This is a genomic window from Serpens gallinarum (genome assembly GCF_014836765.1).
GTDB classification, from domain to species: Bacteria; Pseudomonadota; Gammaproteobacteria; order Pseudomonadales; family Pseudomonadaceae; genus Serpens; species Serpens gallinarum.
In genome coordinates this window covers 1,073,386-1,087,237 of the sequence record NZ_JACSQG010000001.1, presented here as the reverse complement: position 1 = coordinate 1,087,237, position 13,852 = coordinate 1,073,386, and the positions used below count along the sequence as shown (strand labels likewise).

The following is a 13,852-nucleotide window of genomic DNA, read 5'->3' as shown; positions in this document are numbered from 1 at the left end:
ATCAGCGCTTGTCTTCGACCTTCCACTTGCCGTCGGCGTAGAACGCCTTCCAGCCCGTCGGCTTACCGTCGATCTCGGACTGCACATACTGCTCCTTGGTCTTGCGACTGAAGCGGATCACTGCCGGATTACCGTCTGGGTCCTTCTGCGGCGCGCTCAGCAGGTAGTGGAATTTCGGATCCAGCTCGGTCTTGTGCGGAATCAACTCGAACACGCGCGGCGCACGGGTTTCACGATTCTTGGGGAACTGGCTGGCGGCCAGGAACAATCCCGAGGCGCCATCACGCAGCACATACGTATCGTTGACCTTTTCGCACTTGAGCTCCGGCATCGGGATCGGATCGCTCTTGGGCGGCGCCGCCTCGCCGCTTTTCAGCAGCTTGCGCGTGTTCTTGCAGTCGCTGTTGGTGCAGCCAAAAAATTTTCCGAAACGCCCAGTCTTGAGCTGCATCTCGCTGCCGCACTTGTCGCATTCCAGGCTTGGGCCTTCATAGCCCTTGATGCGGAACTGGCCCTCTTCGATCTCATAGCCAGAGCAATCTGGATTATTACCGCAGATGTGCAGCTTGCGCTTCTCATCCAGCAGATAGGCATCCATCGCCGTGCCGCACTTGGCGCAGCGATGCTTGCCGAGCAGCACGCGTGATTCCGACTCGCCTTCGTCGTCCGCTGCGATTTCATCGCCCGGAACCAGGTTGAGGGTTGATTTGCAGCGCTCCTTGGGCGGCAGACTGTAACCGGAGCAGCCCAGGAACACGCCCGTGGAAGCCGTGCGGATCATCATCGGCCGGCCGCACTCCTTACAGGGAATATCAGTCAGGGTCGGCTGATTGGCGCGCATGCCGCCTTCGCTGGCTTCGGCCACGTCGAGATTCTTGCGGAACTTGCCATAAAAGGTGTTCAGCAGGTCCTTCCAGTCGCGCTGGCCCTGGGCGACGTCATCAAGGCGCTCTTCCATACCGGCGGTGAAGCCGTAATCCATCAGGTCGGAGAAGCTTTCTGCGAGGCGGTCGGTGACGATATCGCCCATTTTTTCAGCATAAAAGCGACGATTCTGCACCGTCACATAGCCACGATCCTGAATGGTCGAGATGATCGCTGCATAGGTGGACGGTCGCCCGATGCCGCGCTTCTCCAACTCCTTGACCAGGCTGGCTTCGGAGAAGCGTGCCGGCGGCTTGGTGAAATGCTGGCTGGGGTCAAGCTGGATCAGCGCCAGAGCTTCGCCTTGCGCCATGTCCGGCAGCACTGCGTCTTCGCCCGGTTTGCTCTGTTGCGGCAACGCACGGGTGTAGCCGTCGAATTTGAGAATGCGGCCCTTGGCGCGCAGCTCGAAATCACCTGCAGCAACGCTGACGGTGGTTGACAGGTACTTAGCCGGCGGCATCTGGCACGCCACGAACTGGCGCCAGATCAGTTCATACAGCCGCTCGGCGTCACGCTCCAGGCCAGACAACTGGGTCGGGCGCAGATTGACATCCGAGGGGCGAATGGCTTCGTGCGCTTCCTGGGCGCCTTCCTTGCTGGAATAGACGTTGGCTTTTTCCGGCAGGTACTGATCACCGTACTCGCTGCTGATAAAGCTGCGCACCATCTCGACGGCATCCTGCGAGAGATTGGTCGAGTCGGTTCGCATATAGGTGATGTAACCTGCCTCGTAGAGACGCTGGGCCATCATCATGGTTTTCTTCACCCCGAAGCCCAGGCGAGTGCTTGCTGCCTGCTGCAGGGTCGAGGTAATGAACGGCGCCGACGGCTTACTGGATGTCGGCTTGTCCTCGCGTTTGACGACGCTGTAGCTGGAAGCCTTGAGCTTTTCCAGCGCGGCCATGGCATGGGTTTCGTTGAGCGGCTTGAAGGCGTCGCCCTTTTCGCGCACCACTTCAAAGCGCACCTGATCTTTTTTGGCGGTGCCCAGATCAGCATGCACCTCCCAGTATTCTTCCGGGACGAAGGCGCGAATCTCTCGCTCGCGTTCAACCACCAGTTTCACCGCCACCGACTGCACGCGCCCGGCGGACAGGCCACGGGCGATCTTTGACCAGAGCAGTGGCGAGACCATGTAACCCACCACGCGGTCGAGGAAGCGGCGTGCTTGCTGGGCATTGACGCGATTGATGTCCAGCTCGCCGGGCTGGGAGAAGGCTTCCTGGATGGCCTTTTTGGTGATCTCGTTGAACACCACGCGCTTGTAGCGACTGTCGTCGCCACCGATGGACTCGCGCAAATGCCAGGCAATCGCCTCCCCCTCTCTATCCAAGTCGGTTGCGAGATAGATGGTGTCGGCATCCTTGGCCAGGCGGCGCAACTCCTCGACAACCTTTTCCTTGCCCGGCAGGATTTCATAGCGGGCCTTCCAACCCTGCTCGGGATCAATTCCCATACGCGTGAACAGCTGGCGCTTGGCTTTTTCCTTGGGTGACAGCGCAGGCGCCTCACCGGCCGCAGCCTTGCCGCGTTTGGCCGGCTCCTTGTTAGCCGTTGAACCGCTGGTAGGCAGGTCACGGATATGGCCGATGCTCGACTTCACCACGTACTGGTTGCCCAGGTACTTGTTGATGGTCTTGGCCTTGGCCGGTGATTCCACGATGACCAGCGATTTACCCATGGATCGGAAAGTTCCTGAATTCAATAAAGAGGAGGCGGGCCACTTATGCGGCACCGCTATATATAGTGGTGATCAATACGAGGTCAAGGGACTGACGTCAATCTTCAATCCGGGCGCTGGCCGATCTGCGGCTCTTCCGCTTGGATCAAGGCAAAACGTGGCAAACGCTCGCCGTTGACTTCAACCGTCTCACAAAACATGCTCATCGGCCTGACCCACAGGCCGTATTCACCGTACAGCGCTTGGTAGATCACCATCCATTCTTCGCTTTCGGAATGCTGAGCAACACCGAAAACGCGATACTCGTGACCTTTGTAATGGCGATAAAGGCCGGCTGTTAACTTCATCGGCAAACCTTCGTAACCCTGTAGGGAATTATTTTTGCTGTAAACGAAAACCGGGGCACAAGGCCCCGGTTTCGTCATCCGCCGCGAGCGCTTTAAACGCGTTCGAAGACGGTGGTGATGCCCTGGCCGAGACCAATGCACATGGTCGACACGCCCAGAGTACCGCCGTTCTGCTTCATTACGTTAAGCAGAGTACCGGAGATACGCGCACCAGAGCAACCGAAGGGGTGGCCCAGAGCAATGGCGCCGCCATTCAGGTTGACCTTCTGCTCCATCTTGTCAAGAAGCTTCAGGTCTTTGAGGACCGGCAGCGCTTGGGCCGCGAAAGCTTCGTTGAGCTCGACGTGATCGATGTCATCCATGGTCAGACCGGCACGCTTGAGCGCCTTCTGAGTGGACGGCACCGGGCCGTAACCCATGATCGCCGGGTCGACACCAGCAACCGCCATGGCGCGAATCACCGCCATTGGCTGAATACCCAGATCCTTGGCCCGCTGGGCGGACATGACGATCATGCAGGACGCGCCGTCAGTGATCTGCGAGGAGGTCCCCGCCGTCACGGTGCCGCCCTTGGGGTTGAACGCCGGCTTCAGGTTCGCCAGGCTTTCCAGGGTGGTTTCCGGGCGAATGGTTTCGTCGTAGTCGAAAACCTTCAGGAAACCGTTCTCGTCGTAGCCTTGCATCGGGATGATTTCATCCTTGAACTTGCCTTCGACGGTGGCCTGGTGAGCCAGACGATGCGAACGCTCACCGAAGGCGTCCTGCGCCTCGCGGCTGATGCCATGCATCTTGCCAAGCATTTCTGCGGTCAACCCCATCATCCCCGAGGCCTTGGCGGCATACAGGGACATGTGTGGGTTCGGATCGACGCCGTGCATCATGCTGACGTGACCCATGTGTTCCACACCACCGACGACGAATACATCGCCGTTGCCGGTTTGGATGGCCTGCACGGCAGTGTGCAACGCACTCATCGACGAACCGCACAGGCGGCTGACGGTTTGCGCAGCACTGGTGTGCGGGATCTGGGTCATCAGCGACGCCATGCGGGCGATGTTCCAGCCCTGCTCCAGGGTCTGGTTGACGCAGCCCCAGATCACGTCTTCGACTTCGGCCGGGTTGACCTTGTCGTTACGGTTCAGCAGCTCACGGATCAGGTGCGCCGACATGTTCTCGGCACGGGTGTTGCGGTGCATGCCGCCCTTCGAGCGGCCCATCGGGGTGCGGCCGAAATCGACAATAACCGCGTCTCTCGGATTAAGACTCATATCTCTCTATCTCGCTCTGTTCTGTCCGCGTTAACCGAAGAACTTCTGGCCGTTGGCGGCCATTTCACGAAGCTTGGCAGTCGGGGTATACAGCGGGCCAAGGTCGGCATACTTGTCGGCCAGGGCAACGAATTCAGCTACACCGATGGAATCGATGTAACGCAGCGCACCGCCCCGGAAGGGCGGGAAGCCGATGCCGTAAATCAGACCCATGTCAGCTTCGGCAGCCGTCTCGACGATGCCGTCTTCCAGGCAACGCACGGTTTCCAGGCACAGCGGAATCATCATGAAGTTGATGATGTCCTCGTCGGTGACTTCGCGCTGTTCGTAAACGATCGGCGCCAGCACTTCCTGAACGGACGCATCCACGACTTTCTTCGGCTTGCCGCGCTTGTCGGTCTCGTAAACGTAGAAGCCCTTGCCGTTCTTCTGCCCCAGGCGGTTGGCTTCATACAGGGCATCGATGGCGGAGCGACGATCATCCTTCATGCGATCCGGGAAGCCTTCGGCCATCACATCGCGGCCATGGTGGCCGGTGTCGATGCCGACCACGTCCATCAGATACGCGGGGCCCATGGGCCAGCCGAAGCGCTCCATGATCTTGTCGATGCGCACGAAGTCCACACCGGCGCTGACCAGCTTGGCGAAGCCGCCGAAGTACGGGAACAGCACGCGGTTGACCAGGAAGCCGGGGCAGTCGTTGACCACGATCGGGTTCTTGCCCATCTGCTTGGCGTAGGCCACGGTGGTGGCAACCGCCTCTTCGCTGGACTTCTCGCCACGGATCACTTCCACCAGCGGCATCATGTGCACCGGGTTGAAGAAGTGCATACCGACGAAGTTCTGCGGACGCTTGAGCGCCTTGGCCAGCAGATTGATGGAGATGGTCGAGGTGTTGGAGGCCAGGATTGCATCCTCACGCACCTGCTCTTCTACTTCAGCCAGCACGATCTGCTTGACCTTCGGGTTCTCGACCACGGCTTCGACGACGATGTCGACGTTGCCGAAATCGCCATAGGACATGGTCGGACGGATGGCGTTGAGCGCCTCGGCCATCTTCGCGGCGGTCAGGCGGCCCTTGTCAACGCGATTACCCAGCAGCTTGGAGGCCTCGTTCAGCCCCATCTGGATACCCTCTTCACGGATATCCTTCATCAGGATCGGCGTGCCCTTGACCGCCGACTGATAGGCGATACCGCCCCCCATGATGCCAGCGCCCAGAACAGCGGCCAGTTTCACGTCGCGCGATTGCTTGTCGTAAACCTTGGCCTTCTTCTTGAGTTCCTGGTCGTTGAGGAACAGACCGATCAGGCTGGCCGCAACCGGCGTCTTGGCCAGTTTGACGAAGCCGGCAGCTTCGATTTCCAGCGCCTTGTCGCGACCGTGGTTGGCGGCCTTCTGGATGGTCTTGATGGCTTCAACCGGCGCCGGGTAGTTCGGGCCGGCCTTACCGGCGACGAAGCCCTTGGCGGTCTCGAAGCTCATCATCTGTTCCATGGCGTTGAGCTTGAGCTTTTCCAACTTGGGCTGACGCTTGGCCTTGTAATCGAGCTCACCGGAAATGGCGCGCTTGATCAGGTCCAGGGCGGCGGCTTGCAGTTTGTCTGCGGCAACCACGGCATCCACAGCGCCGACTTTCAGTGCAGCATCCGCTCTGTTTTCAGCACCACCTGCGATCCACTCGATGGCGTTGTCGGCACCGACGATACGCGGCAGGCGCACGGTGCCACCAAAGCCCGGGTAGATGCCCAGCTTCACTTCCGGCAGGCCGATCTTGGCGCTGTCGGCCATAACGCGGTAATCGGCGGCCAGGCACATTTCCAGACCACCACCCAGGGCGATGCCGTTGATGGCGACCACGGTGGGCACGTTGAGGTCTTCGAAATCGCTGAAGATCTTGTTGGCTTCGAGGTTGGCGGCAATCAGCTGCTCATCGGGCAGCTGGAAGTTGTCGACGAATTCGGTGATGTCGGCGCCGACGATGAACACGTCCTTGCCACTGCTGACAATGACGCCCTTGACCGACGCATCGGCCTTGAGCGTGTCGACGGCTTGACGCAGCTCGTTCAGGGTGAGGCGGTTGAACTTGTTGACGGACTCACCCTTGAGGTCGAAATTCAATTCGACGATGCCGCCCTCAAGAGCCTTAACCGTGATGGCTTTACCTTCGTAAATCATCAACTGATCTCCAGGTATGGAAGCTGAACAGTTATACATCGGACGCCGGTTGCAACAGGCAAACGGCCTGCCATTGCCGGCACACCCATCGATGCATCTAGTCGTGCGTTTAGAGTGCTGCGCATGGCAAACGCTCAATTCATACGATCGTTTGATTCGGGTGCGCTCACCTTCGTGGAAAAGGCTCCGCTTGTCAATTAGGGGATTTACAGAGAAACGCGATCCGTTTAGCGCAGCACAGGGACAGACTCTTCATGCGCCTATGCGGATGGCCGCTGCATGACCGCCATGGACTGCGTGTTCTCCATGGGTTAGAACCCTGGTGGGCGCTATCTGTCTTGCAAGGTCATACTTAGAGTCACCCCGCACTCGCACGTTCAAGGAGAGACACCATGGTTTATCAGCACATTTTGGCGGCCATCGACCTGACCGAGGAATGTCATGCGGTCATAGAACGGGCCCAGTCTCTGGCGCAGGCCCATCAGGCGCGCTTGTCACTGGTACATATAATCGAACCGATGGCCATGGCCTTCGGCGGCGATGTGCCCATGGACCTGTCAATGCTGCAGCAACAGCAGTTCGATCAGGCCCGCGAACGTCTGAATGGTTTTGCCGGACGCTATCCGCAACTGACCGAGGACCACATACACCTGACCTATGGGCAGCCGCGCCAGGAAATTCACCGTTTGGCCACCGAGCAGAATTGCGACGTGATCGTGGTCGGCAGCCATGGTCGACATGGCCTGGCGCTGCTGCTCGGCTCCACCGCCAACGACCTGTTGCATGGCGCGCCTTGCGACGTGCTGGCGGTTCGGCTACGCAAGGCCGAGTAAGCCGTTGCGCCAAGGGGTAACCACAGGTTACCCCTGCATTGTGCCCACGCCAGCCAAGCGCCTCCTTTACTCCAGCCCGTCCCCCGAACTCATCACTTGCGGACGAATTTTCTGTAGCTGAGTCTCCAGGGAAACCGTCATGCTTGAGGCCAAAGAAAAGAAGGTCAGAAAGGCCTTGAGGTTGGAATCGGCCTTGCACGTTGTGTGAATCCGCTGCCAGAACGCCTGGTTGACCAACTGTAATTGCTGGAACAGCTTGACCAGCCCGCGCAGCTCCCAGTCCGGTCGCCGACCTTCGCGGAAGTTGAAATACTGGCGCGCCAGATACAGGGAAACCGCACGCAGGATAAACTCCTGATTGCTGGCAAACGGCAGATGCTGCTGAGCCATGGGCTTGAGCCGCGACAAAGCCGGACAGGCGCTGGTCGCCATGATTACACCGAGCAATGAGCGCAGGCCTTCTTCCAGGCTCACCAGCTTGTGATATTCCCGCTCGGGAGTGCGCACCCAGACTATGGCCCGGGTGAAGGCCGGCAAGCCCTGAAAATCCTCGATCACTTGATGCAGGTCCACTGCCGCCGGGCAATGGCTGTAGTCATTCTTGCTCAGCGGGCAATTGCTGCACTGCTGATGTTCAAGTCGCGTCCAGGCCGGCGCTGCGACCGCAAGATTGCGGTCATAGGCACGGTCCAGTTGGATCCGGTAACTGAACTCGTGCTCTTCATCGAGAATGATCCGGTACTCGATCGCCATTCAGCGCTCCATGGTCAATGTTCCAATTCGGCCCACCGTTCAAGCAGACCATCTAACTCCTGCTGCAGGCTTTCCAGCTGCGCCAGCGCTGTGCTGACCTCCTCCGCCGGACGGCTGTAGAACGCCGGATCGGAAGTCTCCACTTGCAGGGCTGCCAACTGCTGTTCCACGGCATCGATCTGCCCCGGAATCGCCTCCAGCTCGCGCTGCAGTTTGTAACTGAGTTTTTTCTTCGCTGCAGGTACTGGCTCGCTAACTGGCGATGCGGTAGCTGCCGGTTCGCTCTTGGCCGCTGCTTTTTCCGCCTTGTCACTGTCCGCCTTGTCGCTGGCACCCAGCAGCCGTGGCGAGCCGCCCTGGCGCAACCAATCCTGATAACCGCCGACGTATTCGCGTACCTGACCATTGCCTTCGAACACCAGCGTGCTGGTCACCACGTTATCCAGGAAGACCCGGTCGTGGCTGACCATCAGCACCGTGCCCGGGAAGTTCAACAGCACTTCTTCGAGCAGTTCCAGGGTTTCCACGTCGAGGTCGTTGGTCGGTTCGTCGAGCACCAGCAGGTTGGCCGGCTTACTGAATAGCTTGGCGAGCAAAAGACGTGCCCGCTCGCCACCGGACAGCGCCTTGACCGGGGTACGGGCACGCTGTGGGCTGAACAGGAAGTCGCCCAGGTAGCTGAGCACATGGCGGCTCTGCCCATCGATGGTGATGAAATCACGACCCTCGGCCACGTTATCGATCACGGTCTTTTCCGGCTCGAGCTGGTGACGCAATTGGTCGAAATACGCCACTTCCAGCTTGGTACCCACTTCAATGCTGCCACCCGTAGGTTGCAGATCGCCGAGCAACAGCTTGAGCAGGGTCGTCTTGCCGGTCCCGTTGGCACCGAGCAGGCCAATGCGGTCGCCGCGCTGCAGAACCATGGAGAAATCCCGAATCAGCGGCTCACCACCGGCATGGGCGAAGCTGACATTCTCCACGACGATGACCTGCTTGCCGGATTTGTCCGCGGTTTCCACCTGGAACGTCGCCTTGCCCTGACGCTCGCGACGTTCGGCACGCTCGGCGCGCATCGCCTTCAAAGCCCGTACACGGCCTTCGTTACGGGTGCGTCGGGCCTTGATACCCTGACGAATCCACACTTCTTCCTGGGCCAGCTTTTTATCGAACAGAGCGCTGGCGCTTTCTTCCGCTGCCAGTTGCTGTTCCTTGTGCACCAGGAAGCTGGCGTAGTCGCCGTTCCAGTCGATCAGATGGCCGCGATCCAGCTCGAGGATGCGCGTGGCCAGGTTCTGCAGGAAGGAACGGTCGTGGGTGATGAACAGCACCGCGCCGTTGAAATTCACCAAGGCTTCTTCCAGCCAGGCGATGGCGCCGATGTCCAGGTGGTTGGTCGGCTCGTCGAGCAGCAGCAGGTCGGGTTCTGCCACCAGTGCCTGGGCCAACAGCACCCGGCGACGCCAGCCGCCGGACAGCTCGGCCAGGGTCTTGTCGGCCGGCAGCTGCAGGCGGCTCAGGGTGCTGTCGACCAGTTGCTGCAGACGCCAGCCATCTTTGGCTTCCAGCTCCTGCTGCACGTGCATGAGCTTGTTGAGATCTTCGTCGGTGTGAATGTTCTGGCTCAGGTGATGGTACTGGGCCAACAGCTCACCCACTCCGGCTAGTCCCTCGGCGACCACATCGAATACCGTGCGCTCGTCGGCGCGCGGCAGTTCCTGCGGCAATTCGCCAATTTTTAGCGACGGCGCTCGCCAGATCTCACCGTCATCCGGAGCCTGTTCTCCCTTGACCAGGCGCAGCATGCTGGACTTGCCGGTGCCGTTGCGGCCAATGATGCACACCCGCTCGCCCCGGGCCACCTGCCAGGACACTTGTTCCAATAGCGGCGTGGCGCCGTAAGCCAGGGATACATCGGTGAATTTGAGCAACGTCATGGGCGCCTCCGGAAACAGGGCGCGCATTCTAACAGCTTCGCGCCCGCAGCTCCCGAAATGGCCTGATACAGGGCATTCGTCGGATGATCACGGGTTTGGGCAAGACATCCGGCTAAGCTCTTGCCACCTAGCGTTACGTAGTCAGGGAGCCCCATGTACCGACGTCTGCTTCATCTTTCCTGCCTGGTACTTGCCCTCGGCTCAATGACCCCAGCCCAAGCAGCCAGTCTCGACCAGCAACGCACTTGGTACGACCAGGCCCAGCGCGCGCTGGCCAAGGGCGACGCCGGCCCCTATTACCGGCACCGTGCGGAATTGCAACGTTATCCGCTTGAGCCCTATCTGGCCTATACGGAACTGAATTCACGGCTGAAACAGGCCAGCAACGCTCAGGTCAGCAAGTTTCTCATTGAGCACGGCGACCTGCCTCAGGCCGGCACCCTGAAGCGCAACTGGTTGAAACTGCTGGCTGCACGCAGTGACTGGAAAGCCTTTCTGGACCATTACGATCCGGCCCTCAATGACACCGAACTGGACTGTCTGTACGGTCAATATCAGTTGACCCACGGCCAGCGGGAAGCGGGTCAGGCGACGGCCGAACGCCTCTGGTTGGTCGGCAAATCCCAACCCGAGAGCTGTGACGCCCTGTTCGCGCTCTGGGCCAAACAAGGCCAACCCAGCGAAGGTCTGCGCTGGCAACGTGCCCTGCTGGCCGCCGAAGCGCGCAACCTGGGCCTGACCAGCTACCTGGTCAAGGGCCTTGGCACCCTGCGTCGCGAAGGCGCCCTGCTGCTGGACGTCATCAACAATCCCGAACTGCTGCGCCAGCGGGGCCGGTTTTCCTCCACCAGCACCGCCATGACCGACGTCGTTGGCCTCGGCCTGCGCCGCCTGGCTCGCCAGAACGCAGATCTGGCTTTGGAGCTGCTCGACGACTACGCCGCTCGCCTGCGCTTCTCTGCCGAGGAAAAGGTCGCCATCGCCCGCGAAATCGGCCTGACCCTGGCCAAGCGTTTCGACGCCCGCGCCTTGAAAGTCATGGCCGAGTACGACCCGGAGCTACGCGACGATACGGTCAGCGAATGGCGGGCTCGCCTGCTGCTGCGCCTGGGTCGCTGGGATGAAGCCCACCAGCTGACGTCGCGCCTGGGCGGTGATCTGGCCAGCAGCAGTCGCTGGCGCTACTGGAACGCACGCAGCCTGCAACTGGCGCAACCCGGTAATCGGGATGCTATGGACCTGTACCGTCTGGTGGCAGGCGAGCGCGACTTTTACGGCTTCTTGGCCGCTGACCGAATCAAAAGTCCTTACAACCTCAATCATCAGCCCTTGAGTATCGATCCGAAGACCCTGCACAGCGTGCGCAGTACGGCCGGCATCCGTCGTGCCCTGGAGCTCCATGCGCGCGGGCACTATGTCGATGCCCGCCGCGAGTGGTATCACATCAGCCGCGTATTCAGCCGGGAGGAGCTGATCGCCCAAGCCAAGCTCGCCCACGACCTGGACTGGCATTTTCCCGCCATCCGCACCCTTAGCCAGGCGCGCCACTGGGACGACCTGGACGTCCGCTTCCCTATGCCCTACCGCAGCAGCCTGACGAGCGCCGCAAAATCACGCGGCCTACACTCCAGCTGGGTGTACGCCATCACCCGCCAGGAAAGCGCTTTCATGGACGACGCACGCTCCCATGCCGGCGCCATCGGCTTGATGCAACTGATGCCTGCCACGGCGCGGGAAACCGCACGCAGGTTCGGCATTTCCTTGAACTCGACCTACCAGGTGCTCAAGCCAGAAACCAATATCCAGTTGGGCACCGCCTATCTGAGCCAGGTCAGCGCCCAATTCGACGGCAATCGAATCCTCGCCTCGGCTGCCTACAACGCCGGCCCCAGCCGAGTTCGCCAATGGCTACGAGGTGCCGACCACTTGGAATTCGATGTCTGGGTGGAGAACATTCCGTTCGATGAAACCCGCCAATACGTGCAGAACGTGCTTACCTACTCGGTGATCTACGGCCAGAAACTCAACGCCCCGCAGCAGTTGGTGGAGCGTCACGAGCGCAGCTTGCAGTGGCAGCGAACCGCCGGTCGATCAGTTGAGTAACTCGACGGGCATTCCCACTTCCAGCCGCCCCTCGCCCTCGACGAGCAGGTTTTGCCCGAACATCACTCCCTTTTCACCACGCCGGTAGGTCTGCAGCGTGGCCAGCGGCTCCAGGTCAACGCTGCGCTCGCCGGTATCCGGATCGAGGGTAGTAATCGCACAGCGCGTGCAGGGTTTGACCACCTGGAATTCGACCTCGCCAATGCGAATACGCCGCCAGCCATCTTCGGCATAGGGTAGGCTGCCGTCGATAACCAGGTTCGGCCGGAAACGACGCATCTCCAACGGGCGGCCCACGCGTGCCGACAGGTCCTCGAGCGAGGCCTGACCAATCAGCAACACGGGAAAACCATCGGCGAAGGCCACGCGCCGACCGTCGCCGGCATAACGCCTGTCTACTTGCCGTGTACGGTGCGCAGGTACGTACACCAGGCGGCAGGCGCGGCCCAGCAAGCGGCTCGCCCAGTCCGCCGCCGCATCGCCGGCATCTGGCACGTTCAATTCGTCCTTCCACACACTGACCGAGCGCAGAGCCTGGTCGGCCGCAGGCAGGTCCACCAACAGCGGTGACATTTCCGGCGCGCTAAGCAACAACTGCTGCTCACTCTGCCAGCGAGCCTGCAGCCGGGTCATGGCCGGCAGTACACGTTGCGAGAGAAACCGCCCACTGTCCGCATCCACCAGCATCCAGCGCCGATCGCCGTGCAAGCCGAGCTCGTCTACCGGGGAGGCCTGCAGGCGTTCGCCCATGGCAGACTTGAGCGGATAACGATACAGCGCGGACAGGTGCATGACAGGATCTCCAGGGGGCACGCAATGGACAAGCCGCCAGCATAACGGACAGGCCTGTTCTTGCGCACCCGCGCCGGCGTACCCGGCGTACTCAGTCTCGCAGCAGGCGGTCGCGAATCACGTCTACCAGGCGGTCCGGCTGGAATTTGGAGAGGAAGTTATCGCACCCGACTTTCTTCACCATCGCCTCGTTGAAGTTGCCCGACAGCGAGGTATGCAGCACCACGTACAGATCACGCAGGCGCGGGTCCTGGCGAATTTCAGCGGTCAACCGGTAGCCGTCCATTTCGGGCATCTCTGCGTCGGTAAACACCATCAGCAGCTTATCGGTCAGCACTTCGCCCGCATCGGCCCATTGCTGGAGCTTCTGCAGGCCTTTCAAGCCGTCGCTGGCGGTGTGGATTGTCAAGTTCAGTTGAGAGAGGGTCTCGCTCAGTTGCGCAAGTGCCACGCCGGAGTCGTCCACGATCAGCACTTCACGTCCAGCGGCCTTCTTAAAGATCGGGTCCGCCAGCAGCTCGCTGGACACCTGTGCGTTGTAGGGCACGATCTCGGCCAGCACTTTTTCCACGTCGATGATTTCCACCAGTTGGTCATCGACCTTGGTGATTGAGGTCAGATAATGCTGGCGGCCGGCGCCACTGGGCGGAGGCTGCACCGCTTCCCAATTGAGGTTGAAGATGCGCTCGACGCTGCTGACCAGGAACGCCTGCACTGACCGGTTGTATTCCGTAACGATGATGGTGCTCGCTTCAGACTGCAGCGGACGCATGCCGATTGCCTTGGCAAGGTCGATGACCGGCAGGGTCTGCCCGCGCAGGTTGACCACACCACACACGCATGGATGCCGGTGGGGCATACGGTTCAGGCGCGGCATCTGCAGGACTTCCTGCACCTTGAAGACGTTGATTGCAAAGAGCTGCCGCCCGGACAGGCGGAACAGGAGAATCTCCAGGCGATTCTCACCCACCAATTGGGTTCGTTGGTCTACTGAATCGAGAATGCTGGCCATGCCTGCTCCTGTGTTATCCGA

10 protein-coding genes are annotated in these 13,852 nt (G+C 60.5%); 2 read left to right on the top strand and 8 right to left on the bottom strand.

The window, feature by feature from the left end; translation table 11 throughout:
* Window position 1: 1 nt before the first annotated feature.
* The 4 genes from topA to fadB all read right to left on the bottom strand — a co-directional run bounded on the left by topA (window position 2) and on the right by fadB (window position 6,401).
* Window positions 2–2,608, bottom strand: coding sequence for a type I DNA topoisomerase (gene topA / locus H9642_RS05095; protein WP_251835302.1), 2,607 nt, complete (start codon window positions 2,606–2,608; stop codon window positions 2–4).
* Window positions 2,609–2,712: 104 nt separating this feature from the next.
* Window positions 2,713–2,955, bottom strand: a complete 243-nt coding sequence (locus H9642_RS05090) for a DUF1653 domain-containing protein (RefSeq protein WP_251835301.1) — start codon at window positions 2,953–2,955, stop codon at window positions 2,713–2,715.
* A 92-nt stretch (window positions 2,956–3,047) separates the two neighbouring features.
* Window positions 3,048–4,223 carry an acetyl-CoA C-acyltransferase FadA gene (gene fadA / locus H9642_RS05085; protein ID WP_251835300.1) on the bottom strand — a complete coding sequence of 392 codons (1,176 nt, stop codon included), beginning with the start codon at window positions 4,221–4,223 and terminating at the stop codon, window positions 3,048–3,050.
* 30 nt (window positions 4,224–4,253) lie between these two features.
* Complete coding sequence (gene fadB, locus H9642_RS05080) at window positions 4,254–6,401, bottom strand: fatty acid oxidation complex subunit alpha FadB (RefSeq protein WP_251835299.1); 2,148 nt, start codon at window positions 6,399–6,401, stop codon at window positions 4,254–4,256.
* A gap of 392 nt (window positions 6,402–6,793) precedes the next feature.
* Between fadB and H9642_RS05075 the strand changes: the two genes are divergently transcribed.
* The gene (locus H9642_RS05075; protein ID WP_251835298.1) at window positions 6,794–7,234 is read left to right on the top strand and encodes a universal stress protein; all 441 of its coding nucleotides are present in this window, start codon (window positions 6,794–6,796) and stop codon (window positions 7,232–7,234) included.
* A 66-nt stretch (window positions 7,235–7,300) separates the two neighbouring features.
* Here H9642_RS05075 and H9642_RS05070 read toward each other — a convergent pair whose 3' ends face one another.
* A complete protein-coding gene (locus H9642_RS05070) occupies window positions 7,301–7,987 on the bottom strand; it encodes a DUF6901 family protein (protein WP_251835297.1) in 687 nt (228 codons plus the stop codon).
* 14 nt (window positions 7,988–8,001) lie between these two features.
* Window positions 8,002–9,924 (bottom strand): ATP-binding cassette domain-containing protein, encoded by a 1,923-nt coding sequence (locus H9642_RS05065; RefSeq protein ID WP_251835296.1) that lies wholly within the window; start codon window positions 9,922–9,924, stop codon window positions 8,002–8,004.
* A 153-nt stretch (window positions 9,925–10,077) separates the two neighbouring features.
* Between H9642_RS05065 and H9642_RS05060 the strand changes: the two genes are divergently transcribed.
* Entirely contained in the window at window positions 10,078–12,027 is a 1,950-nt protein-coding gene (locus H9642_RS05060; protein ID WP_251835295.1) for a transglycosylase SLT domain-containing protein, read from the top strand.
* Here the strand turns inward: H9642_RS05060 and H9642_RS05055 are convergent.
* Both H9642_RS05055 and H9642_RS05050 read right to left on the bottom strand, forming a co-directional pair.
* Entirely contained in the window at window positions 12,016–12,819 is an 804-nt protein-coding gene (locus H9642_RS05055; protein WP_251835294.1) for an MOSC domain-containing protein, read from the bottom strand. The genes H9642_RS05060 and H9642_RS05055 overlap by 12 nt on opposite strands.
* A 91-nt stretch (window positions 12,820–12,910) precedes the next feature.
* On the bottom strand, window positions 12,911–13,831 hold the full coding sequence (locus H9642_RS05050; protein ID WP_251835293.1) for a chemotaxis protein CheV: 921 nt from the start codon (window positions 13,829–13,831) through the stop codon (window positions 12,911–12,913).
* Window positions 13,832–13,852: the final 21 nt, after the last annotated feature.

What these genes read in the sequence shown, in the direction of transcription:
- topA (WP_251835302.1), bottom strand. Translation starts at nt 2,608, where the DNA reads ATGGGTAAATCGCTGGTCATCGTGGAATCACCGGCCAAGGCCAAGACC.
- H9642_RS05090 (WP_251835301.1), bottom strand. Translation starts at nt 2,955, where the DNA reads ATGAAGTTAACAGCCGGCCTTTATCGCCATTACAAAGGTCACGAGTAT.
- fadA (WP_251835300.1), bottom strand. Translation starts at nt 4,223, where the DNA reads ATGAGTCTTAATCCGAGAGACGCGGTTATTGTCGATTTCGGCCGCACC.
- fadB (WP_251835299.1), bottom strand. Translation starts at nt 6,401, where the DNA reads ATGATTTACGAAGGTAAAGCCATCACGGTTAAGGCTCTTGAGGGCGGC.
- H9642_RS05075 (WP_251835298.1), top strand. Translation starts at nt 6,794, where the DNA reads ATGGTTTATCAGCACATTTTGGCGGCCATCGACCTGACCGAGGAATGT.
- H9642_RS05070 (WP_251835297.1), bottom strand. Translation starts at nt 7,987, where the DNA reads ATGGCGATCGAGTACCGGATCATTCTCGATGAAGAGCACGAGTTCAGT.
- H9642_RS05065 (WP_251835296.1), bottom strand. Translation starts at nt 9,924, where the DNA reads ATGACGTTGCTCAAATTCACCGATGTATCCCTGGCTTACGGCGCCACG.
- H9642_RS05060 (WP_251835295.1), top strand. Translation starts at nt 10,078, where the DNA reads ATGTACCGACGTCTGCTTCATCTTTCCTGCCTGGTACTTGCCCTCGGC.
- H9642_RS05055 (WP_251835294.1), bottom strand. Translation starts at nt 12,819, where the DNA reads ATGCACCTGTCCGCGCTGTATCGTTATCCGCTCAAGTCTGCCATGGGC.
- H9642_RS05050 (WP_251835293.1), bottom strand. Translation starts at nt 13,831, where the DNA reads ATGGCCAGCATTCTCGATTCAGTAGACCAACGAACCCAATTGGTGGGT.